The organism is Bartonella sp. ML70XJBT (assembly GCF_028618425.1).
Taxonomy (GTDB): Bacteria; Pseudomonadota; Alphaproteobacteria; order Rhizobiales; family Rhizobiaceae; genus Bartonella.
In genome coordinates this window covers 54,136-80,235 of record NZ_JAQISX010000006.1, presented here as the reverse complement: position 1 = coordinate 80,235, position 26,100 = coordinate 54,136, and the positions used below count along the sequence as shown (strand labels likewise).

General features: G+C 39.4%; 22 protein-coding genes. 10 read left to right on the top strand and 12 right to left on the bottom strand.

The genetic code is table 11. The features are described from left to right. Window positions 1–165: 165 nt before the first annotated feature. Window positions 166–2,172, bottom strand: a complete 2,007-nt coding sequence (gene tkt, locus PVV65_RS04130; protein ID WP_273789311.1) for a transketolase — start codon at window positions 2,170–2,172, stop codon at window positions 166–168. A gap of 347 nt (window positions 2,173–2,519) precedes the next feature. Between tkt and PVV65_RS04125 the strand changes: the two genes are divergently transcribed. Next, a complete protein-coding gene (locus PVV65_RS04125; protein ID WP_005774573.1) occupies window positions 2,520–2,795 on the top strand; it encodes a DUF4164 domain-containing protein in 276 nt (91 codons plus the stop codon). Between the two features lie 28 nt (window positions 2,796–2,823). Continuing rightward, window positions 2,824–3,201 (top strand): cell division protein ZapA, encoded by a 378-nt coding sequence (locus PVV65_RS04120; protein ID WP_273789310.1) that lies wholly within the window; start codon window positions 2,824–2,826, stop codon window positions 3,199–3,201. Between the two features lie 737 nt (window positions 3,202–3,938). Here the strand turns inward: PVV65_RS04120 and pyk are convergent. Both pyk and PVV65_RS04110 read right to left on the bottom strand, forming a co-directional pair. Further along, complete coding sequence (gene pyk, locus PVV65_RS04115; RefSeq protein WP_273789309.1) at window positions 3,939–5,375, bottom strand: pyruvate kinase; 1,437 nt, start codon at window positions 5,373–5,375, stop codon at window positions 3,939–3,941. After that, complete coding sequence (locus PVV65_RS04110; protein WP_273789308.1) at window positions 5,372–5,860, bottom strand: DUF1036 domain-containing protein; 489 nt, start codon at window positions 5,858–5,860, stop codon at window positions 5,372–5,374. Before PVV65_RS04110 ends, pyk begins: the two co-directional genes overlap by 4 nt. Window positions 5,861–6,125: 265 nt before the next feature. On the opposite strand from PVV65_RS04110, the gene PVV65_RS04105 reads away from it, so the two are divergent. Next, window positions 6,126–6,386, top strand: a complete 261-nt coding sequence (locus PVV65_RS04105) for a DUF2312 domain-containing protein (protein ID WP_039760779.1) — start codon at window positions 6,126–6,128, stop codon at window positions 6,384–6,386. A gap of 591 nt (window positions 6,387–6,977) precedes the next feature. Here PVV65_RS04105 and rimJ read toward each other — a convergent pair. The 4 genes from rimJ to PVV65_RS04085 all read right to left on the bottom strand — a co-directional run bounded on the left by rimJ (window position 6,978) and on the right by PVV65_RS04085 (window position 11,076). Further along, window positions 6,978–7,541, bottom strand: coding sequence for a ribosomal protein S5-alanine N-acetyltransferase (rimJ, locus tag PVV65_RS04100; protein ID WP_273789307.1), 564 nt, complete (start codon window positions 7,539–7,541; stop codon window positions 6,978–6,980). Between the two features lie 533 nt (window positions 7,542–8,074). Next, window positions 8,075–9,940: an ABC-F family ATP-binding cassette domain-containing protein gene (locus PVV65_RS04095; RefSeq protein WP_273789328.1), complete on the bottom strand. Its 1,866-nt coding sequence runs from the start codon at window positions 9,938–9,940 to the stop codon at window positions 8,075–8,077. Next, entirely contained in the window at window positions 9,940–10,326 is a 387-nt protein-coding gene (locus tag PVV65_RS04090; protein ID WP_273789306.1) for a glycine zipper domain-containing protein, read from the bottom strand. The genes PVV65_RS04095 and PVV65_RS04090 overlap by 1 nt, the downstream gene beginning before the upstream one ends. 114 nt (window positions 10,327–10,440) lie before the next feature. Next, window positions 10,441–11,076 carry a thiamine diphosphokinase gene (locus PVV65_RS04085; RefSeq protein WP_273789305.1) on the bottom strand — a complete coding sequence of 212 codons (636 nt, stop codon included), beginning with the start codon at window positions 11,074–11,076 and terminating at the stop codon, window positions 10,441–10,443. 151 nt (window positions 11,077–11,227) lie between these two features. Here PVV65_RS04085 and PVV65_RS04080 point away from each other — a divergent pair, with 151 nt between their 5' ends. Next, window positions 11,228–12,790 carry a M48 family metalloprotease gene (locus PVV65_RS04080; protein WP_273789304.1) on the top strand — a complete coding sequence of 521 codons (1,563 nt, stop codon included), beginning with the start codon at window positions 11,228–11,230 and terminating at the stop codon, window positions 12,788–12,790. A gap of 216 nt (window positions 12,791–13,006) precedes the next feature. Here the strand turns inward: PVV65_RS04080 and PVV65_RS04075 are convergent, their stop codons facing one another. Together PVV65_RS04075 and PVV65_RS04070 are read right to left on the bottom strand one after the other, a co-directional pair. Beyond that, complete coding sequence (locus tag PVV65_RS04075; protein ID WP_273754953.1) at window positions 13,007–13,153, bottom strand: hypothetical protein; 147 nt, start codon at window positions 13,151–13,153, stop codon at window positions 13,007–13,009. Window positions 13,154–13,184: 31 nt separating this feature from the next. Further along, window positions 13,185–14,096, bottom strand: coding sequence for an RNA polymerase factor sigma-32 (locus tag PVV65_RS04070; RefSeq protein WP_005774560.1), 912 nt, complete (start codon window positions 14,094–14,096; stop codon window positions 13,185–13,187). Between the two features lie 593 nt (window positions 14,097–14,689). Here PVV65_RS04070 and PVV65_RS04065 point away from each other — a divergent pair. The 3 genes from PVV65_RS04065 to PVV65_RS04055 all read left to right on the top strand — a co-directional run bounded on the left by PVV65_RS04065 (window position 14,690) and on the right by PVV65_RS04055 (window position 17,528). Continuing rightward, a complete protein-coding gene (locus tag PVV65_RS04065) occupies window positions 14,690–16,276 on the top strand; it encodes a hypothetical protein (protein WP_273789303.1) in 1,587 nt (528 codons plus the stop codon). Window positions 16,277–16,297: 21 nt separating this feature from the next. Beyond that, the gene (fdxA, locus tag PVV65_RS04060) at window positions 16,298–16,639 is read left to right on the top strand and encodes a ferredoxin FdxA (RefSeq protein WP_273754949.1); all 342 of its coding nucleotides are present in this window, start codon (window positions 16,298–16,300) and stop codon (window positions 16,637–16,639) included. A 304-nt stretch (window positions 16,640–16,943) separates the two neighbouring features. Further along, window positions 16,944–17,528 carry a CarD family transcriptional regulator gene (locus PVV65_RS04055; protein ID WP_273754948.1) on the top strand — a complete coding sequence of 195 codons (585 nt, stop codon included), beginning with the start codon at window positions 16,944–16,946 and terminating at the stop codon, window positions 17,526–17,528. Window positions 17,529–18,490: 962 nt separating this feature from the next. On the opposite strand, the gene rpmF is transcribed toward PVV65_RS04055, so the two are convergent. Further along, on the bottom strand, window positions 18,491–18,670 hold the full coding sequence (gene rpmF / locus PVV65_RS04050) for a 50S ribosomal protein L32 (protein ID WP_005774555.1): 180 nt from the start codon (window positions 18,668–18,670) through the stop codon (window positions 18,491–18,493). A gap of 421 nt (window positions 18,671–19,091) precedes the next feature. On the opposite strand from rpmF, the gene PVV65_RS04045 reads away from it, so the two are divergent. Continuing rightward, a complete protein-coding gene (locus PVV65_RS04045) occupies window positions 19,092–19,994 on the top strand; it encodes a polyprenyl synthetase family protein (RefSeq protein ID WP_273754946.1) in 903 nt (300 codons plus the stop codon). Window positions 19,995–20,211: 217 nt separating this feature from the next. On the opposite strand, the gene PVV65_RS04040 is transcribed toward PVV65_RS04045, so the two are convergent. Then, the gene (locus PVV65_RS04040; RefSeq protein ID WP_273789302.1) at window positions 20,212–21,375 is read right to left on the bottom strand and encodes an MFS transporter; all 1,164 of its coding nucleotides are present in this window, start codon (window positions 21,373–21,375) and stop codon (window positions 20,212–20,214) included. Between the two features lie 798 nt (window positions 21,376–22,173). After that, window positions 22,174–23,415, bottom strand: coding sequence for a flavodoxin-dependent (E)-4-hydroxy-3-methylbut-2-enyl-diphosphate synthase (ispG, locus tag PVV65_RS04035; RefSeq protein WP_273755056.1), 1,242 nt, complete (start codon window positions 23,413–23,415; stop codon window positions 22,174–22,176). Between the two features lie 898 nt (window positions 23,416–24,313). On the opposite strand from ispG, the gene PVV65_RS04030 reads away from it, so the two are divergent. Together PVV65_RS04030 and PVV65_RS09945 are read left to right on the top strand one after the other, a co-directional pair. Continuing rightward, window positions 24,314–24,601 (top strand): hypothetical protein, encoded by a 288-nt coding sequence (locus tag PVV65_RS04030; protein ID WP_273754943.1) that lies wholly within the window; start codon window positions 24,314–24,316, stop codon window positions 24,599–24,601. Window positions 24,602–25,404: 803 nt separating this feature from the next. Beyond that, a complete protein-coding gene (locus PVV65_RS09945) occupies window positions 25,405–25,542 on the top strand; it encodes an EexN family lipoprotein (RefSeq protein WP_342752501.1) in 138 nt (45 codons plus the stop codon). Window positions 25,543–26,100: the final 558 nt, after the last annotated feature.

Genomic DNA, 26,100 nt, shown 5'->3' with positions numbered 1-26,100 from the left:
ATCTAATTTTTTAAAGCATAACATTTAAAACACAACAAATGGGCATTTTCCAATCCCAAATCATGAATTTCCAAGACGTCAATATCTCGATCAATCAACCACTTATCCACAACACTGTACAGAGTATAATACCTTATAAATATCCGCTCATGACAACACACACTGTCATTTTGTCTTTTCTTCTTCGCTCTTTTCCAGCTTTCTTTCAACAATTGCCACGACATTTTCAAAAGTAAGACCAAAATGTGCATAAAGGTCATCAATTGTTCCACTCGCCCCAAAGCCCTCCATACCAATAAAAACCCCATCACAACCAATAAAACGGTTCCATCCTTGAGCAACAGCAGCTTCAATCGCGATTTTAATCGGCGCATCGCCAATGAGAGCCCGCTGATAGGAGCAAGACTGTTGAGAAAAGAGTTCAAAACAAGGCACAGAAACCACACGTGTTGGGATATTTTTTTCTTCTAAGACTTCACGTGCTTTGACTGCAATTTGCAACTCTGAACCGGAAGCAAACAGTGTCACTTGTGCTTCATCACTGGCTGTTAACAATTCATAAGCACCAAGCATACAGAGATTTTCTTCTTCATACTCTTGACGCAACAGCGGTAGATTTTGTCGACTCAAAGCCAAGGTAGAAGGCGTCCCACGTGCTTTCAAAGCCAATTGCCAACACTCGATTGTCTCCATAGCGTCAGCAGGGCGGAATACAAGATGATTAGGCATAGCGCGCAGGCAAGCCAAATGTTCCACGGGTTGATGGGTCGGACCATCTTCCCCAAGCCCAATAGAATCATGGGTCATGACATAAACCACCCGCAGCCCCATAAGAGAAGACAAGCGCATAGCAGGACGCATATAGTCAGAAAAGCATAAAAACGTTCCACCATAAGGAATAAAGCCTCCGTGAAGAGCAAGCCCATTCATTATGGCGCCCATAGCATGTTCACGAATACCATAATGGAGATAGCGCCCTGAAAAATCCTCCGCCGTGATACTTTTCATCTGGCTGCTTTTTGTATTATTAGATCCTGTTAAGTCGGCAGAACCACCAATGGTCTCACTCACAACTTCATTGATCACTTCCAAAGCCATCTCAGAAGCTTTACGCGTAGCAACAACAGGAGACTCTTCAACAAGCTTCTGTTTATAAGCATCCACAGCACCATCAAATCCCCCCACAAGATCACCACGCATCAACCTTTCAAATTCCACCCGCTCTGAGACAGGAAGATCAGCCAATTTTTCTTCCCACTTTTGTCGCCTTTTAGCGGCATTAAGCCCTGCCAAGCGCCAATTATCAAGAATATCGGCTGGAATAACGAAAGGCTCTGCCTCCCACCCTAAAGCGATACGGGTCTCAGCAATTTCCCGTGCTCCTAAAGGGGCACCATGAACTTTATTGCTTCCCGCTTTATTGGGCGCCCCAAAGCCTATCGTTGTTTTACAGGCAATCAACGTTGGTTTATCACTTTTGCGTGCTGCTTCAATAGCTTGTGCAATAGCGGCTTGATCATGCCCATTCACTTTGAGTATATTCCAACCAGATGCTTTAAAACGCGCACCCTGATCTGTACTATCCGCGAGGGAAATTTCTCCATCGATAGAAATATTATTATCATCCCACAACACGATAAGCTTATTAAGTTTCAAATGTCCTGCCAAGGAAAGTGCTTCTTGCGAAATGCCTTCCATCAAGCATCCATCCCCCACCAAAGCATAAGTATAATGGTTGATAAGATCACCAAAACGGGCATTTTGCAACCGTTCTGCAAGAGCCATCCCCACGGCATTCGCTAACCCCTGTCCCAAAGGTCCTGTCGTTGTTTCAATTCCTGCCACATGCCCATATTCTGGATGGCCTGCAAGCTTTGCCCCTAATTGGCGAAAACTTTTTATATCCTCAAGTGAGATATCTTCATAACCAGAAAGGTACAGCAGAGCATAAAGCAACATAGACCCATGTCCTGCTGATAAGACAAAACGATCACGGTTAGGCCAACGAGGTTTTTTAGGGTCATGAGCAAGGAATTGTGTATAAAGAACCGTAGCAATATCGGCGGCTCCCATTGGCAAGCCGGGATGACCAGAGTTGGCTTTTTCAATTGCATCAATAGCAAGAAAACGGATAGCATTGGCCATCTGATTCTGTTGGTGGGTATTTGTCATGAATGATCGACCATTTCGTTAAATACGTTATACTGTTGCTTTTTCCGTATTCTCTTAATTCTCTTTAAATTCCTTAAGAAATACTCTTTTTTCATCATCAGCGTGAGACTTTTTGTCATCACTTCACGTAACACTAATAACACATTCCCCTCACGCATCCTGTATATCCATGTCATTTATGACAATACGCGCAAAAAATCCAGCCTTTAATTTATATCTCACCCCTGCTTTGCTTGATAAAATATCCTACATACTTAAAAATAAAAGAGGCACACTATGAAAATGTAAGTGATTCGTTTTTGCATAACGCATTGATAAAAGATACAATTACTCAAAGGACAAAAGTAATGAACCAAGAGACTACGGTTCTGCAAGACGCTCTAGAGCACCTAGAAAAAGCACTGAGAACCTTAGAGATCACCATAATAAATCGCAACGCCGTTATTGATAAAAATAACGAATGGGAAGAAGAAATTCAACGCATGAATGCTGACCGCAGCCACCTTGCCCAAGCGCTTGACAAAGCTGAAGCCCAAATTGAACGCTTAGAATCCGTTAACAAAGAAGTTTCCAAACGTCTTATTAAAGCAATGGAAACGATTCGTGTCGTCATTGATAGATAAAGGTTTAGATAAATAAAGGTTTGAACGTATGGAAACAGTTTCCGTTACCATTGATGGTAAAAACTATCGCATGGCTTGTAATAAAGGACAGGAAAGTCATCTTATTGCGCTTGCAGCTCAATTGGATCAATATATCACCCATTTAAAGAAAAATTTTGGAGAAATTGGCGACCATCGTTTATCGGTCATGGCGGGCATAATGATTATCGATGAAATGGAAGAAATAAAACGAGAAAATAAAAAGTTACAAGAAAACTACGATGCTCTTTTACGACTCCACAATGAAAAGGAGCGCGCTATGGGAAGAATTATGCGTGACACCACACAACGCATTGAAAAGCTCACCAACCAATTGCTCAAAGATGATCAAAGTAGCAAAAACATTCAAGAACAGGAAGACTTTTAAACGCGCATCATCACGAAAAAAAGCAAGCCGATTTGATTTCCACTCCACACCTCAAAAGGCACAAAAAACTCTCTTGAATATTTCATTGATACACAAACACTTCATACTTCAAAGCTTCCGCCTCATACCACTGCGCTTGCAATGAGATATCTCACACAACAAATGACCAAAACCAATGCCCCCAAACCAATGTCATTGTTTAAAAAATCATAATGCCTAAAGCCAATTACTTTTACATAAAAATGGTGCATGAACAGCATACTTTTTAAAATACGTTCACCCATTACTTTATTCTCATGCCTGATCTTCATGATTTTTGGGGATACATAATTTTATTCAATTCTATTTGCTCTATTTGCAAAAGTTTTATCCATTCACAAAAGCTTAAAATGAAAAAAAATTTTAAAGCTCTCATTCAAATAGCAAAAGAATAAATTTTCATGATCAATGAATCTCTCGCTTATAAAACATCAATAAAGCGATCTGAAACATATCTAAAAAGATGATAGAAAAAATTTTTCACCATAGGCGCCCCTCTTCAAAAGGAAAGATAAAATTCCCATATCACCGCATCCCACCCCAAAACTAATGCCCAAACGCTATAATACCGTACTGTTTCCACAATGGAAGATCAAAGCAATAATCGGTCTATTAGGACGTTCACGAGAAGTGCGCAGACCCCGTTGTTCCTAAAACCCCATTCAAAGGCGCATGAAAAAACACCATGTGTAAACGGATCAAATCCCCTTCGTTCCATCTGGAGAGACAGAGGCAATACGCAAAAGGTTTGTTGCACCAGGCGTTCCAAGGGGAACACCAGCTGTCACAAGGAAACGATCCCCTCCTTGGCAAAAACCTTCCTGAAAGGCAATGGTAGCTGCACGATCAACCATATCCTCTAAATTCTTTGCATCCCCAGTAACCACACAATGAAGTCCCCAAACGAGTGCCAAACGCCGTGCTGTTTTCACAATGGGCGATAAAGCAATAATCGGTCTATTAGGACGCTCACGAGAAGCGCGCAGACCCGTTGTTCCTGAAGCCGTATAGGCAACGATAGCGGCAAGTGAAAGTGTTTCAGCAATCTGACGCGCAGCAAGAGAAATTGCATCCGTCCCAGTTGATTCTGGTGTTGGATGTTGTGCTCCAACCTGAGCAGCATAAGTGTGATCTTGTTCAATTTGCCGCGCGATTTTGTCCATCATAAGCACTGCTTCTTCTGGATAACGACCAGAAGCAGATTCAGCCGACAACATCACCGCATCTGTTCCAGCATAAACCGCTGTCGCAACATCCGATACTTCTGCACGCGTTGGCACAGGAGATGTGATCATTGACTCGAGCATTTGTGTTGCCACCACCACTGGTTTCCCAGCTAAACGGCAAGCTTTAATCAGCTCCATCTGAATCGCAGGAACCTTTTCCAAAGGCATTTCCACCCCGAGATCTCCGCGTGCAATCATAATACCATCAGAAACTTCAATAATCTTTTCTATATGTTCCAAGGCTTGAGGCTTTTCGATTTTAGCCATCAAAGACACCTTGCCTTTTGTTAACCGGCGCACCGCTATAATATCTTCTGGACGCTGAATAAAAGAAAGGGCAACCCAATCAACAGACTGCTGTAACAAAGCCTGAAGATCAGCCTTATCTTTTAAGGTCATCGAATCAAAAGGCAAAATTGTATCCGGAAAACTTACACCTTTTCGATCAGAAATACGGGTTCCAGCAACCACACGACACTGAACAAAATGATCACCACACACTTCAGCGCGCAGTTCCAACTTTCCATCATCAATTAACAAGCGATCCCCTGGTTGAATCGCCGAAAAGACATCCTCATGAGGAAAAAAAACACGCTGTGCATCGCCAGCCACATCGCGATGATCTAACGTAAAGCTTTGCCCGACACGCAAATCTTCTTGACCTTTGTCAAAACACCCAATACGCAGTTTTGGTCCCTGAAGATCCACCAAAATACCAATGGGACGCTGAACCGTTTTTTCAACCTCCCGTATCGATTTGACCAAATCGCTCAATGTGTCACGATCCGTATGACTCATATTAAGGCGAAAAACATCCGCCCCTGCCCTAAAAAGCTTCTCAATCATTACACGAGAAAAAGAAGAAGGACCAAGAGTCGCAATAATTTTTACTTTACGGGCCCGTTTCATGGTGGAGAATTTCCTGAAAAAGAAGAGGCAACTGAATTGTTGAACAAAGAATCATCCGTCAACTGTACCATCCAACTGGTTTGATTACCGGTATCGATTTCCTTAAACTCAGCCTTTTGATATCCACGTGGGAAACAATCATGAACCCCTTGAATGGTAAATTGGCTATCTTGCACACACATGGTGACAGAGCCTGCCCAGCTTCCTTTTTTTTGTGCTCCTTCTGCATAAAAATAATAAAACCGCGAAGCAAGAGGTCCTTCGATTAAGGTTTTACATTCTGTCACAGGAACCACCCACCAGCCTTCGCTCACCCACCCTGAAAACGTACGATATCCAAGAGCAACCCCTACAGACTGTTGCGTTGTATTACACACCCTAAAGTCAGCCTTTGCACAAACAACAAGGGGAAATAAGAGCAAAATGCTCAAAAGAAAAACCTTTAATCTTTTCTGAAATGCCCAATATTGTTTTTTCAAAATCACAAAACTTCCTCTATAATATCAATTCCAAAAACGCATCATACATCTTTTTTTTCAAAAGCCTTTCAAGCCTTAAAACATATATTTTTATATTTTTCTTTTTATAGCCCTTTTATCAATGCATATATCTTAAAAATTTTACAAAATATTTAAAGTCAATTTGTAAAAAAAACTGTGGTGCTTGATTGATTTTTTATTTTTCAAGCTTTTCCAACATAAATTTAGCATCGAAAAAATAACTTAAAACATATAACCTGGAGAAAATACAATGAATGATACAGTAACCGATCAAACACACGCTATATCCGTCAACCAATTACGCTCTTTTATCGAACGAATTGAACGACTAGAAGAAGAAAAAAAAACCATTTCCGATGATATTAAAGACGTCTACACGGAACTTAAAGGCTCTGGTTTTGATAGCAAAGCTGTTCGAAGCATTATACGGTTGCGTAAAAAAGAAGAGCACGAACGAATGGAAGAAGAAGCCATCATTGAACTTTATAAAAATGCGCTTGGGATGAGTTAATAACATTGATAACATTGGAAATTTTCTTAAGAAAATGGAAAGAAACGCATAAATACACGAAAATTCTGTCCACTGTGGGTAGTTTGTGCAAAATAACACAAAATTCATATAACTTGTGAGAAAACAACTTCACAGGATACATAGCATTGCAACAGCCCTCACATTTGAAAGGATTCAGACAGGGTGAAAGGATTCATAAAAGCGCATTTTTACTTCTGATTCTGCAATCATTTTATCCATAGGGGCATTTTTATCCGTAGGGGTTCTGCTTATAAGCCAACCCCACTTGTGCATGAGTGCAAAGTGTTTTTGAGTGCTTCAACCTAAAAAAACAGGTGTAAAATGAAAAAAATCTTACGGTATTAAGGACTCTTATTCAAATTGAAAAACAATGAATGATGATGATCAATCAATCCATTATCTAGGATAAAAACATTTAAAGGAGGCCGCAGCAGAAATTTGCTAAACAAAGGTCTGAATTGTTTACAGAAGAGAGATGGTTAAGGATCTTCATCTTGTTAAGATCGTGAAAAATTCGGCATATTTAGACATCTGGTAAAAAGCCCCTTAAGAGAGCTTTATTCAAATCTTTTATTCAAATTTATTGACGGGCTTATAAAGGTCATTGATTAAAGAGGTTAGAATATGATCTCTCCATTTTCCAGAAATCATCAAATAATCTCTAGCATAGCCTTCTTTTTCAAAATGAAGGCGCTTTAATAAAAGTTCGCTTTTTATGTTCTCAGGTCTATAATTTGCCATCACTCTATGCAAATGATAAACATGAAAGATATAGCGTATGAGAGCCGATAAACTCTCAAACATAAAACCTTTGCCTTGTTGTTTCTCATCAAGAGAAAAACCAAGATGACAGGCTTGAAAAACACCACGAACCACATTTGTGAAATTTACAACACCGATGATTGTATTTTCATTTTTGAGTCGTACGGCATATCGATAGGCTTGCCCTTGTGCGCTTTCATAAGCAAATGCATTGGCGCGTGCTTTCCAAGCTCTTAGAGTGTGGTAATCGTCAGATCTCAACGGTTCAAAAGGGCGCAAATGATTCGCATTCCGCAAGTAATATGCAGACAGTTCAGCAGCATCTTCTTCACCAATCAATGTGGAAACCGTTCGCTTTGTTTTAATTGCCATCATTTTCTCCTGCTAGAAAGGTCACAATAACACGTTGATTTGTCGTGACATAATGTCAAATACTGTAAGCTTTTCGCATCACAAGGCTTCTCACATAAGAATCAATGAGGATCATTTGCTTGTTCCTTCATAAAAAGGATTGGTATGTTTAAGGTATAAGACAAAAACAAGAGAATGCTTTTTATAAATGCGCTCAAGTGCTACAAGTTACAGCAAAATTTGGGACTGACAAAGTGTGTGAGGGTGCTGCTTTGCTTGTATACAGGGCATTTTGAAAAACGCACCGCACCATTAATTTTTTCTTTATCAAGATTTTCTTATCAAAAATTGTGCAAAAAAGCCAAACATAAACAGTAAAGCTTGCTTTAAAACCTCATTAACCAGCGTTATAATTTTTACCCGCAGTCAAAAGTATGTTTAAAAAAAACTGCTCTTTATGAGCTCAAAGGCACTCTCGTCGTTCTTTAATATGTCCAAGCGCTCTACAAAAAGTGGTGAGACAATACGAATCTCTTAAAATACTTAGTGAAACATTACCGTGAACACGCTTCTATTTCTTCGCGTAAAATTTCAAGTTCTAGCCATTCTTCTTGCTTTTGTGTGCAAGTATTTTTCTTTTTTTCCAATGCAGTTGATAAATGCTCAAAACGTTCTTTATCACTGCGATAAAGAGTGGGGTCAGAGAGTTCTTGTTCAATTTTTTTGATTTCATTCTGTAAAACAGTAATTTCTTCAGGCAATTTTTCCAATGCATAAACCTGCTTATAAGACAATTTTTTTCGTGTCTTTTTCTCTCCCGCACTATCCAAGCTAGAATCTGTTGAGGAAGCATATTTTCCGCTCTTCTCTGCGCAAGATTTTGCAGATGCTTTACGGTGCGATAATTCTATTTCTTTGCGTTGAAAGGTCAAAGCCTGTTTATTTTGCGCCATCATATCACTATAACCGCCCGCATACAAAACCCAATGACCATCGCCCTCCGGTACCAACATATGCGTTACAGTACGATCTAAAAAGTCTCTGTCATGGCTTACCAACAACACTGTTCCCGCAAAATCAGCAATAAATTCTTGCAACAAATCCAAAGTTTCCATATCTAAATCATTGGTTGGTTCATCAAGAATTAAAAAGTTTGCCGGACGCGAAAGAAGGCGCACAAGCATGAGACGTGCTCTTTCTCCCCCAGAAAATTCTTTAAGGGGGGTGCGCGCTTGTTCCGGCAAAAATAAAAAGTCTTTCATATAAGAAACCACATGCCGTTCCTGCCCATTGATCACAAGAGTATCACCCCGCCCCCCTGTGAGATAATGTGCCAAAGTTTCTTCTTCATTGAGAATACGTTGCTGATCAAGCAATGCTATAGAGAGGTTATAGCCATGCCTCACCGTTCCACTATCCACGGCTTCTTGCCCAATCAACGTGGAAAGAAGCGTTGTCTTTCCGATACCATTAGGCCCTACCAAACCGATTCGCTCCCCCCGCTGAATGCGTAAAGAGAAATCTTTCACGATAACGCGATCCCCATAGGATTTTGAAATTTTTTTTGCTTCGAGCACCAATTGACCAGAATCATGACTTTTAGCAGCGCTCAACAGTGCACTTCCCGGTTGCCCTTTATAAGTTTGATGACGCTGCCTTAAGTTTTTTAATTCGCTCAAGCGCCTTACATTACGCTTACGCCGTGCGCTCACGCCATAACGCAACCATTGCTCTTCACGGACAATTTGACGCCCCAATTTATGCTGTTCGAGTGCTTCTTCTTCCAGAGCTTTATCGCGCCAATTCTCAAATTCTGAAAAACGCTTTTCCAGTCTTTTTGTTGTACCACGATCAAGCCATACCGTTGAACGCGTGACATTTTCCAAAAATCGTCGATCATGAGAAATCACCACAATCGCTGAACGCAAAGAAGACAAAACCCCTTCCAACCATTCAATGGTTGGTAAATCAAGATGATTGGTCGGCTCATCTAAGAACAAAATATCAGGTTTTGCTGCAATGGCCCGTAACAATGAAACACGTCTCTTTTCACCCCCCGAAAGCGTTTCTAATTTTTCCGTGCCCGAAAATCCTAAATTTGTGCGAAGCATATTGATCCACTGAACATCCGGTGTCTCGTCCAATCCTGCTTCCATATAAGCGTTAATATCTGCAAAATCTGAACAATCCGGATTTTGAGCGACATAACGAAGTGTTACGCGAGGGTGGCGAAAAATTTCGCCCCCATGAGGCTCTAATATGCCTGCGGCAATCTTTAATAGAGTCGATTTTCCACAACCATTACGGCCCACCAGCGCAATACGCGCCCCCTGCTCAACCGATAAACAGGCTTGGTTGAGCAAAGGCGTTATCCCCAGGTTTAAGAAAATGCGGTCAAGCCGCAGCAATGGCACCGCCATTAACGAACGCGGCGCGGACAAGGTGCTTTATACATCACCCCTCTTGCATCACGGTAAGTACATAATTGTCGTACTGGAACTCTTTGCGCACAAGGTGCTTGGTAAACATGTCCTCTGCGAGAACGATATGTGCACAATTGTGAAGCTTGTTTTTGTTGTCTTCTTTGATTTACAGCCTCACCCGTTACTGCTCCAGCCAAAGCCCCAAATGCCGCACCAGTAAGCGCTGCTCCAGGCGTACTTCCACCAATAGCCGTACCCGCCAAGGCACCAATTGCAGCTCCTCCTACACCGTAACGAGCAACGCGTTCATCAGTTGTCGTACAAGCCACCGAACTAAAACCAATCGCAGAGACGACGGCCACTTTTAAAATTGATTTTAACATAGTAAAATCTCTCCTTCTCAAGATCAATACATAATATATTGTTACATATCGTTTATGTCGGCACTCAATCACTAAGCCCCCCCCTGCCTTATTCAAAAATATATTGGAAGAGCTTTACGAAATAGGCACAGACGCTAACAATATAGCTTTTCCAGAACCTAAATGGCAAGAAAAGGTTCCACAAATATGGTTAGAAAGTGTTAAAGAAGAGCCAAATGACACATTTTTATCACAAATTGGCCATTTTACTCCTTCAAGCGTTAAGCCTTGTAAATCAGAAAAACCGATAAGACTAAACAAACATCCTTCAGGCAAATCATATGACACAAGTTTTGGCAAAACTGGCCAACCTTCTTCCAAACCGCTTGTCAACAATACTGAAACACCTTTCTCAGCCATCATCAACGATTGCGTCATATGAGAAAGGCTATGATCACTTCGCTCTCCTCCCAAAGCTCCACACAAAATAAGCTTTTTAGCACCCTTTTGTAGTGCTCTTTCACAAGCCAAAGCACTATCTGTCATATCTTTATCAGAGGGAAAAACTTCACGCGGAACATGGCTATATTCGTCGATCAGAGTCTGATCAGATGAATCGAAATCCCCCAACCATAACTCAGGCATCACATTAAGTGCTGCCGCATGACGCATCCCACCATCCGCAGCAATCACCCGACTATTTTGAATTTGATTAAGCAAACGATCAGTGATAAAAAGATCCCCATTTAACAATATCGTAAATGTTGTCATGCCACATTTTGCCTTTCACAAAATTTTCATCTCGAGCATCCCTTTATCCATGAGAGCTATTTTTTATAAACAATAATCGTGATATAGCCAAATGAATCCTCATCCCTAAAGCTTCTCTCAAAAAAAACACACACACGATACAAAGATACACATGAAATTTGCAACATTACACCGCAGAAATAACCTGCACCGCGATCCAATACACGCCATTTTTCAACGAAATTTTCTTTTTCGCTCCCCTCTGTATAAAGCAACTTTCATCAGTTTAATGCTTCTCCTTTCTGCTTGTCATACGCATCTTTATCAAAATGATAGGCTCTCTTCCAATTCCTCTGAAACAATCAAACATACCGACAGTCATAATATCTATGTCACATTAAGTTCTCTGCAACACCCCCGTATTTTACAAATGTATGGTGGCGCCTATCATAATGCAAAACTTGAACGCTTTTTAGCAAAAATTATCCGTAAACTAACCATTGCATCCCACCATTCTCCTCAAAGCTATTCTGTCACAATTTTAAACTCAGAAAATGTCAATGCATTTGCACTCCCCAATGGCTCGATCTACATCACCCGGGGTATGCTAGCACTTGCCAATGATTCTTCAGAAGTTGCCGCAATTTTAGCCCATGAGATGGCCCATATCAGAGCCAATCATGGCATTTTACGCCTACAAAAAAAAGCCCAATTGAAGAAGATGACAAATCGTATATCTCCACATCTTTTTTCTTCTATGGGTAAAAATCACAATCCTATATACAACAAGCAACAACTTGCACAATTTTCCCGCAACCAAGAGCTGGAAGCTGATTCCCTTGCCCTTGAAATGCTCCAACAAGCAGGATATGATCCATTTGCTTCACCGCGCTTTCTTCAAACAATGGAAGCCTATAGTGCTTTTCAGAATATTTCTGGTATCCCAAATGCTTCCTTAGACTTTCTAGCATCTCACCCAACCACCCCTCAACGCATTCGGCTTGCGATAGAAAAAGCCCATAAAATCAATCAACAAAATAGTGGAAATACTGATCGTGATTCTTTTCTCAAGAGCATTGATGGCATGACTTTTGGAGGAAGCTTTTACACAGGATTTGTACGCGACAATGAATTTATTCATCCAAAATGGCGCATCGCTTTTTCTGTTCCCAACAATTTTACAATAGAATATTCAGCACAAACCGTTTGGGCCAGCGGCCCCAATAAAATTGCGATTCGCTTTGATGCCATTCCCCGACCTGCAGGAGTGTCTGCAAGTGATTATTTGAAAAGTGGGGGGATTATCGGGCTAGACCCATCATCTATCCACCCCCTCATAATTCAAGGGCTCTCCCATCAAGGACATTTAAGTCAAAATTTACTTGGGGCACAAGCCCGTGCGACTCATGAACAATGGCAATTTGATGTGGTTGTCATTCCGTTCAATAATCATATTTTTCGTTTTCTAACAGCCGCCCCCTATAATTCTCAAAATTTTGCAGAAACTGCCCAAAAAACGGTCCAAAGCTTTCACCCTCTTTCAACTTTAGAGTTAAAAAAATTGAAACCCTTAAAGATCAGTATTATCCGCGTTAAACAAGGAGAAAATGTTGCAAACCTTGCCAATAAAATGCAACACATACCAAACAAAGAAAAACTCTTTCGGGTTCTCAATGCCCTCTCACCAACTCAAACGTTACGCGCCGGTACAAAAGTAAAAATTATCACCGAATAAGTTTTTTTTATCTGCGACAATCTTGATTCTTTTCTGTCTTTAATCACACCCCCCCAAAAAAATATTCGTAGATGCAACCAGCTTCATCACGCCCGACACCCTCACCTATATCCCCTAAAAAAGCCTATCGCGGCTTATATAGTGTGAAGATCTTCCAAAATGAACTTATCAAAGAGAGCAAAACGCAATTTCTGCATAAATATTCTCAAACAAACATTACCCTCCAATCTTCTTCTGCTCATAAAGACGGGGCTCAAGGCGCCCCCCCCCAAAGGCGCCCCAAAAGGAGGCGTATAACTTGACAAAGCAAACTGGACCCTCAACCAAAGCTTCATCATGCCCTACGCCCCCACACCTACGCACTCTCCTTCCCCTTCACAAAGTCTTTCACGGCTTATATATCGTAAGCATCTTCTGAATGAACCGTAAGGAGAGCAGAACGCAATTTCTGCAAAGCTCGTGCTTCAATTTGGCGTACGCGTTCTTTTGAAATTCCTAATTTTTCACCCAAAACTTCTAAAGTAGCCCCCTCTTCATTTAAGCGACGAAAGCGAATAATTTCTAGCTCCCGTTCATTGAGAATTTGCAGCGCATCGTAAAGCCATTGCGTACGGCGTTGACCATCAATCACTTGCTCAATTAAAGCATCAGGAAGCGGACTCTCATCGACCAAAACATCCATCTTCGCAATGGGATTATCACTGTTTTCAGAAACAGAAACACTCAAAGAATTATCCGAACTGGAAAAACGAAAATCCATTGTTTCCACATCGCGTACGGAAACACCAAGCTTTTCAGCGATTGTGCGAAAAATATCCTGTTTTGATAAAGCACTATCATCTTGCACCAGTTTTGCACGCAAACGCCGCAGATTAAAGAAAAGTGCTTTTTGCGAAGAACTGGTTCCTCCTCGAACAATTGACCAATTTCGCAAAATATAATCTTGAATAGAAGCCCGTATCCACCATGTTGCATAAGTTGAAAAACGCACTTCCCGATCAGGTTCAAAACGTGCAGCAGCTTCCAACAGTCCCACATATCCTTCTTGTACCAAATCCCCTAGGGGCATTTTGAAGCGTTTAAAGCGGTTTGCAATAGCAATCACTAAACGCATATGAGCTGCAGCAATTTGATGCATGGCATCATCATCGCGTTTATCTTTCCATCGCAGAGCCAAATCATGCTCTTTTTGTCGTTCAAGATAAGGTGCTTGCATAGCAGAACGCATCATATTCCGTCCTAAGCTTTTGTCTGCATCGCTATAATTTTTGCTGCTTTTATAAACAGCATTTGAAAGATTACCCATAATAACCCCTTGCGATTAAAATTATCAAAATTGATTTGGCAACGACATCATTGTTCTTTCTTAAGTTCTTTCTTAAAAAGAACTCAAAAGTTGTCCACTTCTGAACTCTCTACTTTAGCGTGTAAATTTATAATCGCAATTGTTTTTTTTATGACCATGGTAAAACTTCTTGCCATAAGACATAATTTCACCTGCAAAATACCCCCACAATATGCCTTTTAGTCTATGAAATATTTGAAAAAAACTTTTTCTTAACTTTTCATGACAAAACAGCAAAAAAATAAAATGCTCAGATAAAATACATGCTGTTTTTTTGATGACCGATTCCATTTCCTTTTAATTTTAGAGAATCTGTTTATGCTTTTTACGCTTTCAACTTTACATTACAACCAATAAGTGTAATCTACAAATATAAACTATCCCAACTGAATGAAAACTGAATAAAAAAGCAGCATCTAAGTTTTAAAGACGCAAAAAGAAACATCAAAAAACGACAGAATGATTGAAGCAAGCGCAACAAACGTGTTAAAGAAAGAACAGCATTATGGAGTTGTCGCAAAAGGCTTTTTAGCACTGTCACACTGAGAAAGAAAATGATCATGGATAGCAAGATTGTTCAACAGAATGAGATTCTTCAGGATGATATTCTCATTGAAAAATATGGAAGGGGTAAATTTGAAGGTTTTCGTTTTTATGCCAACAAAAATAATAGTGATCAAACAGCTGAGCATCAATACTCAATAGAGAATGAAAATTTGATTCTTGCGTTTTCCAAACGCGCAACGCGCTTTTGTTCTTGTGCAAATGGTGATTTTACCCTCAGTTCTGATGGCATTGTGCGCTGGATTGGTCAACCTGTGGGACAACTTGTTGCGACAGAAGATTTTTTCAAACCCAAACTGATTGTTTTAGCAGACACGCAACTCATCGGAGAATCCCGCGATAACGTCATAAAACGATTAGAACGCTTTGTAACCTTTCATTTTGAAACGGCTTTAAAGCCCCTTTTTGATTTGCGCAATGCTGATAATTTAACAGATTCAACCAACAATCTTGCCTTACAACTGGTCAACGCTTTAGGGGTTTTACCCCGCCGCGAAGTTTTAGACCTTGTCAAAAACCTTGGGCAAGAATCACGTGCCGTACTTCGACGTCTAGGTGTGCGTTTTGGTGCTTTTCATATCTATGTTGCAGGCATGCTTAAACCTGCTCCGGTCCAAGCCATTACCCTTTTGTGGAACCTTCAAAATGCGGGACAAGACCAAACGGGCTTGGGTGAGATTTTTACAGCGTTATCTGCCGGTCGAACCTCTTTGATTGTTGAGCCTACCTATAACCGCCAATTTTATCAATTAGCCGGGTACCGAATCTTAGGACAACGTGCCGTACGGATTGATATTTTAGAACGTCTTGCCAATCTCATCCGCCCCACCCTTCAGTGGAAACAGGGAAGTGATCCCAAACCCGATGGCGCCTATGACGGCAAAAGCTTTTTTGTGACCCCAGCCATGATGTCCATTCTTGGGGCCAATGGGAATGATATGGAAGAAATCCTCAAAGGACTTGGCTATCAATCATACAGTATAAGCAGTACTATTTTTGAACAAAATCTTCTTGCACACCAAGCCTCTTTTTCTGTCAAGGCGACAACACAAGAAACCCGACCAGCAGAGTTTGTTGGCAATCTATGGCAAACAATCAGTATTTCAGAAACAACACAAGAAGAAAAAAATACTTCATCTCTGAACAGTTTATCCTCTCATATTGAAAAACATCCCCATAAAACCAATTGTTTACCAGCAGCTGAACCTGTTGGAAATTTTACCAAGCCCACTCCCCCTCTCGCGGAAGATAAAGTTATTTTATTATGGCATTATAGGCATCAATTTCACCACCACACACAAAAAAAACGTGATAAATCTGGACATAAGTGGAAAAATAAACCGAAGAGCGCTGTAAAAAGAGGGGACAGTGCAAATGGAAATTCCTCTCAAGAAGCAGCTCCACAAACAAAACGTTCTCATAAGTTTCATAAATCTCAAGGCAAGCGTGAAAATTATAAGCCTTTTCAAAAAGAAAAACCTCTTAACCCTGATTCACCTTTTGCAAAACTAGCTGTGCTACGCGATCAACTCACCAACCATAAAGACACACACACATTTTCCTCTAAAGAGCATTAAAGTAACAAATGGAGTTTGATCTTGACCCACGTCGTAACCGACAACTGCATTCACTGCAAATATACGGATTGTGTTGAAGTTTGTCCTGTTGATTGTTTTTATGAAGGTGAAAATATGTTGGTCATTCATCCTGATGAATGCATCGATTGCGGTGTTTGTGTGCCAGAATGCCCAGCAGAAGCCATTATACCTGATACAGAACCAGGACTCGAACAGTGGTTAGAACTTAATCTTCATTATGCAAACAAATGGCCTAATCTGACAACCCGAAAAGAACCCCTTCCTCAAGCCAAAGAAATGGATGGCGTTCCAAACAAATTAGAAAAGTATTTTTCAGAAAATCCAGGAAGTGGAGAAGAGTAATGCTACAGTGTACAGCGCTCTCTTGCAACAATTGAAAGACTTCTCTTGTAAAAATAAAAAATCCTCAAGCGAAATGATTGATTCTTTTGAAGTTTGATGTTAGTGTTATTCTAACATGATCATCTTTCTAAGTATTTTTCTTTGCTTTTTTTAGTAGAGCAATGTATTTTTTTTGAATTTAAAAGTACTCGGCTTTTATGCTCACTTAATTGATACAATATACTTGGTTAAAGAAAACTCAACCCTCAGGTTTATAACCTGTTTTCCGATGCATTTGTTGATCATAAGGGAGTAAACTAAGATTATGGCATCCCAACATGGAACGTCCTCAAAGACTAAAGAATTTGCAACCTCTGAATATATCGTCTACCCCACGCATGGAGTAGGACAAATTATAGCGATTGAAGATCAAGAAGTTGCTGGACATAAATTAAAACTCTTTGTCATTCATTTTGCAAAAGATAAAATGGATGTCAAAGTCCCTATTGCAAAAGCTCTTTCCGTTGGAATGCGTAAATTATCTGCTGAAGATTCCGTCGAACGCGCGTTAAAAGTTTTACATGGAAAAGCACGCGTTAAACGGACCATGTGGTCCCGTCGTGCTCAAGAATATGATGCTAAAATCAACTCAGGAGATCTTATTTGTATTGCTGAAGTGGTCCGTGATCTTTTTCGCTCTAACCTACAGCCCGAACAATCCTACTCTGAGCGTCAGCTTTATACCGCTGCTCTTGAAAGAATGGCCCGTGAAATTGCAGTTATTAATAGCCTTTCTGAAACAGAAGCAATTAACCTCATCGAGATGCACCTTTCCAATAAGCCCAAACGTGAATTTAAAACTGAAAGAGAAGAAACAGCTGAAAACAGTAAAGCTGTCTACGCTGCATAATACACTCTTTCATAACAACAGAATAGTTTGATAAAACCAGCCAAAAGCTGGTTTTATTTTTTATCATTCTCTGTATTCTCAAGGATAAAGTTTCTTAAAGCGCCAATCAACATTCTAATTTTCGACGAATTGCACTCGCCACCACTTCATGCGCTTTCATAGCAAGCTCATTGACTAATTATCATAACACATCATTTTTATATTCAATCATCAGTCTGAATCCAGAAAGATTTTCTCCCATTAAACCATTCAAATAACTCCCTCACACACCCCATGTAATTCAACATATTGATTTATAAAGATAATTTATCATTTTTTCTTATATTGAATGCCCCCCTCGAATATCGTAAGATTTTTTTGTTTCCAATTTATTCCATGTTCAATCAATTAAAAATACTCGCTTACTCGTTACAAGCGGAGAGGTTATGTGAGTAAAAACTTTACAAAAAAGGCGTGTCTATTATGAACCATTTCAAGAGTCAAAAGCTATTCTCACACCTACGAGTTCGCAAAGTGTATGAGAGTGCTAGCCTGCAATTTCATGAAGCCTAAAGGTAAATAAATTTTATATTATTTCATGGGGCTTTTGTTATACCCTTTACGAAGCACTATCGCAAAATGGGCTGAAAAGCACGTTGCAAGAGGTTCTTAAAAAAACACGAGATGATGTTACAATACAAAGATATCCCTTTTGGAGCGTTTTATTTTATATGATAGTTGTTTTCATCAAAGAACAAGGAAAGCATGAAACAAACCGTCATCTCTATTCTTTAAAAGACACTGCACACAAGCCAATCCTTTGTCGTCTCTCAAGAAAACAAGAAAATCACCTCCCACAATAGAATCATCTTCTTACGGAAAAATCTTACCCTCTATTCCAGAAAGCAGAAAATGCACGATCAAAGAGCGTGCATTCACCAAGAAGTCAAAGGAAACCTAAGCATAGAAGAGAGATAAAACACTCAATCCTTAACCACTAAAACGGAACGTCCACGATACATTCCCGTTTTTAGATCAATATGATGAGGGCGACGCAACTCACCAGAATTTTTATCCTCGATATAAGTCGGCGCCTTCAGAGCATCAGCCGAACGGCGCATGCCCCTCTTCGCTGGAGAGGTTTTTCGTTTAGGTACAGCCATAAAAAGTCACTCCAAATCCATTAAAACAGAAAAAGCAATGTCAAAAATGACAATGCTTCATTTAAAAACACCATAAAATTTGAAAGCATTATATACTGATAAAAAAGAAGAGGCAATGTCAAAATAACCTTCCTTTTAGCAAAAATGATGTCACATTGACCAAATGAAGAGTAAAAGCACCACAAAGTTTATAAGTTTTATACACCCATGAAAGTATTTTCATAAAGTTAACATTTAATTTTTTATTTGGCATTATTTTATTGAGCTTTAAAAGAGATTTGCGCATACAGTAGAGATACGCATAATAAAGAGAGATTGATTTTTAATAAAAACCTACCCCCATTGATAAAAACAAGAAAAAGCAATAGCCTCTCTTTGAACATCATCATTTTTCATTTTTGTAAAAACAAAGGAAGCAAGAATGCACGAATTTACTACCCTTCTTGCAAAACATGGCCAAAGCATTGAAAGCCGACTGAGCACACTGTTAAGTGATCAAATCCAAACTGGTGAAATTTCACGCCCTGAAAACTTAATCAAAGCCATGCGCTATGGGGTGCTAAACGGTGGAAAACGCTTGCGTCCTTTTCTCGTGATTCAAAGTGCTGCACTTTTTGATATCCCTGTAGAACATTCACTTGATGTTGCATGTGCCTTAGAATGTGTTCACTGTTATTCACTCATTCACGATGATCTTCCGGCCATGGATAATGATATCCTCCGACGCGGGAAACCCACCGTCCACATAGAATTTGATGAAGCAACAGCAATTCTAGCAGGCAATGCCCTCTTGACATTTGCCTTTGAAATCATTGCCCATAAAGCTGATGCACTATCTACAGAGATGAGAATACAATTGATCACAGCTCTTGCACAATCAGCCGGACTTGGTGGTATGCTAGGGGGGCAAATGCTGGATCTTGAAGCTGAAAAAAGACCACAAGAAAGTACTGACATCATCACACTACAACGCATGAAAACAGCTTCCCTGATAAGCTTTGCTTGCCAAGCAGGCGCCATCATTGGCAATGCGTCAGAAGAATTATCGACAAAGTTGGCGTCTTTTGGAACCTATCTTGGTTTAGCCTTTCAATTAACCGATGATCTTCTTGATGTTACTGTCAACACACAGACTTTGGGAAAAACCGCTGGAAAAGATGAAACAGCACAAAAGGCAACTTTTGTTCGTCTCTATGGCATTGAAGAAACCCAAAAAAAGCGAGATGCCATCATCACAAAAGCAGAAGCCCTCTTACACCCTTTTGGGATCAAAGCACTCCCTCTCCAACAAGCAGCGCGCTTTAGTGCAATACGCAAAAATTAACGTCATCCGCCCCCCCTATTACATTCCGCTCTATTGTACAGAGCCTACACCATCCTCTTTGTTAAATGTCCAAGAGATTTTTTTAAAAAATCTTACCATTGATCTCCATGATATTATTGAGCTCATCATACAATGGATATGACAAGGATATGACAAACCAGAGGTATATTAAAACAAGCACATGAATTTATAAAACACACGTGTAATCATAATCTCACTAAACTTTTTTGCGCATTCCTTCTAAAAAAAATACTGCCAACAAGTAAACCAATAAATAAAGAGCAAAAATATAAACGAGTGAGAAAAAGCCAAATATATCAACCATATACGCACTCATGTAAAAAAATACCAATAAGCTAAATCTCCCAACAGTTGACAAGAAAGATTCATATGTAGCCCTGAAATGATCACTAATACTATCGTGCAAAACAACTTCTACACGCAGATATGTATACTTAATGAGATAAAAAATTATACAGACTAAAATGACAGCAATTTCTTTTCTTGGTTCAAAGAAAGTCATTGTAAAAATCAGAGATGCTGAAAGAAGCAGCAATAAAATAAAATTTATCGTCTCACTTAAGTTTGTAAAGAGAAAACTAGCCAAGAGCTGAGAGAGCAATATCAGCGAAAATGTCACTCCAAGATCAAAATAAGTGACATGAATATGATGATCTTTAAAGATCCACTGCCAATATTGCGAAAAGATATTGAAAAAGATCAGTGAAAAATAAAAGCATAAAGAGATATAAGGAACTTGAACAAAAATAGAGATCATCTCTTTAGCTTCACAAGCAAAAAAATTTGCCTGAAGAGAATTTCTGTGGCTAGGTCTTTTTTCTCCTTTCAGGTCATCAAGAAAAAATAGACCAAAGAATGTTGTCATCAACATTAAAAATGCCGCGATATACCATATATATTGGCTCGAATAATCAGCAAAATAAGCACCAATCAAACTAAAGATAAACATGCCAATGTAATTATATTGAGAACTTAATCCCAGCACCTTTTTAGTCGATGTCACTTTTGCTTTTGCATATTGCACAAGTAAAGCATTATAAGCCCCCGCAATCAATGTCAGCGATAAGGCATTAAAAGATTCTGCTAAAAGAAAACCGTAAAAGCTTGTAGAAACTCCCATAAGAAAGAGCCATATAGCAGCAAAAGCCGCTGCTAAAACAATCGATATTTTATAACTTTTTCGATCGGCAAAATACCCCAGAGGAATATCAGTAACCATTATAATAAAAGCCTGAAATGACTTAATGATCCCGATATCAATAAGCGTTAAGCCTTTTTCAAGCATATAAAAAACAATAAAGGCGCCTGTTAGAATTCTTATACCATTAAATAAAAAGCCAAAAGCTAATATACTTTTCATGCATTCCCCCAATAACGCCAAAAAAAGGCATCTATATACATTATTTTATATCCATATAAAGCTGATTTTATGACAAATAGGACTATAACCGCTATAAGGATCTTCAGTCCTATCAATTTTATAGCTGGAAAAATGCCTCAAAATACCGGAAGAATGAAACATGTTCTTTTTATAATTTGTCAAAGCCTTCTTAATATTCCACGAACGCAAGAACCGCCAACAAGCCAGCATCCACATTTACGGATCTAGCAAAATCTTCATATCGTTTTGCTGAATAGTCTTAACAAACTCAAACGCATCGATATCAGTCATAGGCTTTTGATAACATGCCTAACAGCTGGTTTTCCTTGAGATCATAAGCAGTGCAATAGCTCTCACCGTACAAAGCAATCTATAACACACAATACATTGATTTATAATCATCATTCATTGTTTTGCATGTCGAATGAGCATCTTGAATATTGTACAATTCTTTCACCCACTCATAGTGCATCAATTCAAATTACTTAACGGACCCTATTACAAACAGAGATGATAAGTGCGTAAAAACGTTAGAAGTAAAGACTAAAATGTCTCTTATGGTACCATCTCAAATCTTAAGAACTGTATAGAAAAAGCGCAAGCATATGATGCTGCTGGTTGTTCTTTTATTAAACTTAAAAGATGGGGAACTCTATAAGTTCTATACCCTAGAACTTTACCATTATAGCATTTCATAAATCCTATCGTGAAATGGAAACCTTAGGAGATATCTCTTTAAAACAAGGTATCTCTTTTACTTCAACCTTGTGCAATTGTTTAACCTTGTCCAAAGCGTTTATGAATATAATCACTCAAAAGCCCCTCGAATTCTTCAGCAATATGATCACCGCGCAAAGTTTTTACCTTTTGTCCCTCAATAAAAACGGGGGCCGCTGGACTTTCTCCCACTCCAGGCAATGAAATTCCAATATCCGCATGTTTTGATTCCCCCGGTCCATTGACAATACACCCCATCACAGCAACCTTCAAACCTTCAACCCCAGGATATTTTTCACGCCAAACGGGCATATTTTTGTGTAAATCTGTTTCAATTTTTTGCGCCAATTGCTGAAAGACCGTTGAAGTTGTACGCCCACATCCAGGGCAAGCTGCAACCACGGGGAGAAATTGCCGAAATCCCATCACTTGCAAAAGTTCTTGCCCCACTTTTACTTCTCGTGTCCGATCCCCACCCGGTTCCGGCGTTAAGGAAATTCGTATTGTATCGCCAATCCCTTGCTGTAATAAAATGCCCAAAGCCACTGAAGAAGCCACAATCCCCTTTGTTCCCATCCCTGCTTCTGTTAAGCCCAAATGAAGAGCATAATCACAACGTTCTGCCAAGGCAATATAGACAGCAATAAGATCTTGAACATCACTCACTTTAGCAGAAAGAATAATTTTATCACGCCCCAATCCCATCTCTTCAGCCCAAAGAGCCGACTGTATAGCGGACTGCACAACCGTTTCCCGCATAACTTCAGCCACAGATAAGGGATTCTCTTGTCTCGCATTTTCATTCATAAGCTGTGTTAACAACGCATTATCAAGAGAGCCCCAATTCACGCCAATGCGAATAGGCTTATGATACCGACAAGCAATCTCAATAATTTCTGCAAATTGACGATCTTTTTTGGCACCAAAACCGACATTTCCAGGATTGATGCGATATTTGGCAAGCGCCTCAGCGCATGCCGGATGATCAGATAAAAGCTTATGGCCAATATAATGAAAATCCCCAACCAATGGGATAAAAAATCCTAACCGCTCTAATCGCTCGCGTATTTTTGGTACAGCTGCCGCTGCTTCATCACGATCAACCGTAATACGAACCAATTGTGAACCCGCTTGCCAAAGAGCAGCCACTTGAGAAACGGTTGCATCAATATCAGCGGTATCTGTATTCGTCATTGACTGTACAACGACCGGATTCTGCCCCCCAACCATTACATCACCAACAGCAACACCAACAGAGTAACGGCGCTCAAGAGGTTTCGATAAAAAATAGGTTGTGTTCATCACGTCCTCAAATTTTTTAAAATCTGCACTATCAGTCATCATTGACATTGACTTTCTCCGCGCTTTAAAAGACGAAAATACACCGCCCACCAAATCTTAACAGATTGCTTAAAGCTCCATCTGTTTCCCCCGATGCAATTTAAGCTCATAAGCGAGGTCCATTTCATAAATGCCCCAGATAAATCTTACCACGCCTGTTCAGGTTCATAATTTTACACTTGGTTGCTTCAAAAAGAAACTGAAATCAGACAAGGAAAAGACCGCATTTTTAAGCGGCCCCCCTATACACTACATCCACATCATCGAAAAACAATATTTTACAACACAAACAAATAAAGCTTATCAAAGTACAATTTTTTAAAATACACGAAATCTACCACCTAATTAAGACAACATATTGATTTACAATAGTCTCTTTTTTATAAATTTGAATAGAAAACTTAAACATCGTCAACTTCTCTCATTTAAAATCTGTTCATCATCAATCAAAGCCATACCCCTTACACACCTAAAAACGCCCTTGGAGATAGAACTAAAAAAGTAAAAATGCTTGAGAAGCTATCTCCAAAAGCGATAGCAACACTTTGAACACGCACCAGAAAATGAAGTGCCAATTTGATCCTTTCATGAAATAATGATGGGAATACGCGATAAGCTTGATACCTCTCACGTAGGATTATTCCTTGCAGGAGATTTTATCTTATATTCTTTATCCTCTCATCATGAGGTGAACACAAGCCCGTTAAGAAACACCTCATTAAATCCAAACGCTTAAATTTTCACCTCACCCCCAAGCCGCATAATCGATGCAACTTTTCAATTTTTAAGCCGTTATAGCAAAACCCCAAACACAATTCCAACGATCATGCAACAATTTAACACATGAAGGAGTCAACAGATGTGTCTATTTTCAACCAACGCCAAAAATGCTAAAATTAAAAAACGTATTGCACAATTAAAAAGAGAACTGGTCCCCGTAAATCGCTGGAGTTCTCAAAATGATAGCTTTGAAAATATTTCTGAGCTGTTTAACACATGGAAACAAAAGGGGCGTCATGCGCTTTATCACCTAAACGAACAGGCAACAGAATTAAAGAAAAAAGCAAAAGAAAACCCTAAAAAAACCCTCGCATTAGCAGCCGGATTAGTTTTAGCAAGCATCTTACTCATACGTAAAAATTACTAATACTAATAACTTTTCCCTTTTAATGCCCGATTCAAAGCGGGCATTTTTCCTGTCGTTGATAAAGCATAATACTTGACACCTCTAGCGCCCAAAAGAATAAATTTTCACCCCACAGTCTATCATCCAGCTTTTTATCAATGCAATCTCTCTCACCCATGCAATCCACACCATCACACACAAAAGAATAATATTTCTAAAGAAAGAAAACAAACTCTGCTATGGATATGCAGTCCATATGAATATTTAGTGTGTTAAATACACCTGGTCCCTCACCTCAAAGGAGGGAATATTCACGGTAAAATAAAATAACACCCCAATTTAATCTCAAATTTCTCCAAGATTCATTGTAAATATAGGCTAAAATAACAAATTAATACTGGTGATTATATTTTTACTCTATCTGTTCTTACTTATTATTGTAATGAGAAAAAAGGGAGGATATTTTTATATTGAGAGCTCACACGTCTCTCACGAACAGATGTTTTTTACAAAAATTTTCCTTTAAACAAAAGAAATGTTTCGCAACAACCGTGTGTACAGCATCCTTTGAATTTCACATACATGCCTCCGCAGTAATTCTTCTATTTTTTTCAACGAACTTTGCCAAAACATAGAACAAATAAGACAAGCTATTTACAAAAAAGTGCGTAAAAACACAAAAACATTCAACAGCTCATTGACCAACTTAAAAGTCCTAAAAATGATAGAGAACGACACAAAGATTATACCAAACCACTTCGTGGTCATTAAACTGAAAAAAGGAGCAAAATCATGAACAAAGCCATTATCACAGCACTGCTGTTGTGCACTGCTATTATCACTGCGCTGGTTGCGAAAAAACCTACAGCGTAGCAGAGTTAAAAAAAGATAAAAAATTATTCGAAGAATGGGCAGTGAGATGTGGGTGGTCAAGAACTTCAACAAATTGTGAAAATGTATGAGTAGCCGATCACGAACTTGCCATAGAACGTCAGAAAAAAGCTGAAGAAGAAAACCCGTAAACGTAGAGAAGAATGGGAAAAGTGGAAAGCTGATGCTGAAAAACGGGGAGCTGAAAGTGAAGCTAGAGGACGAGCTAAACTTGAAGAATTACAGCGAATACAAGAAGAGAATATTCGTAAAATGTTTGAACCTAAAGAACAAACTGAAAAACAACATCACGTCTTTTATTTGTTTATCTACTCTGATAACCGCATCTTGTACACTCCATTTATAGATTACAATATTATACGTTCGTCACTGTAAAGCTATAGCGATACAGTTTTCAAACTTAGTATCCTTGTTACACACACAACACATGCCTCTAGCTATGAGACTTGGGTCAGAGAGATATATGAAGCCTTATACTCTTGCAAATGTCCCACAAGGAATACACTCGAATAAAAAAGAAGCACTTCCCCCGCACCTGAAAAGACGAGGATTTTACCCAGCTCTGATACTCATCTGGCATTTTTTCCAGCCAAGCCTCTATCACTGTCCACCCATACCGTCCCACATCA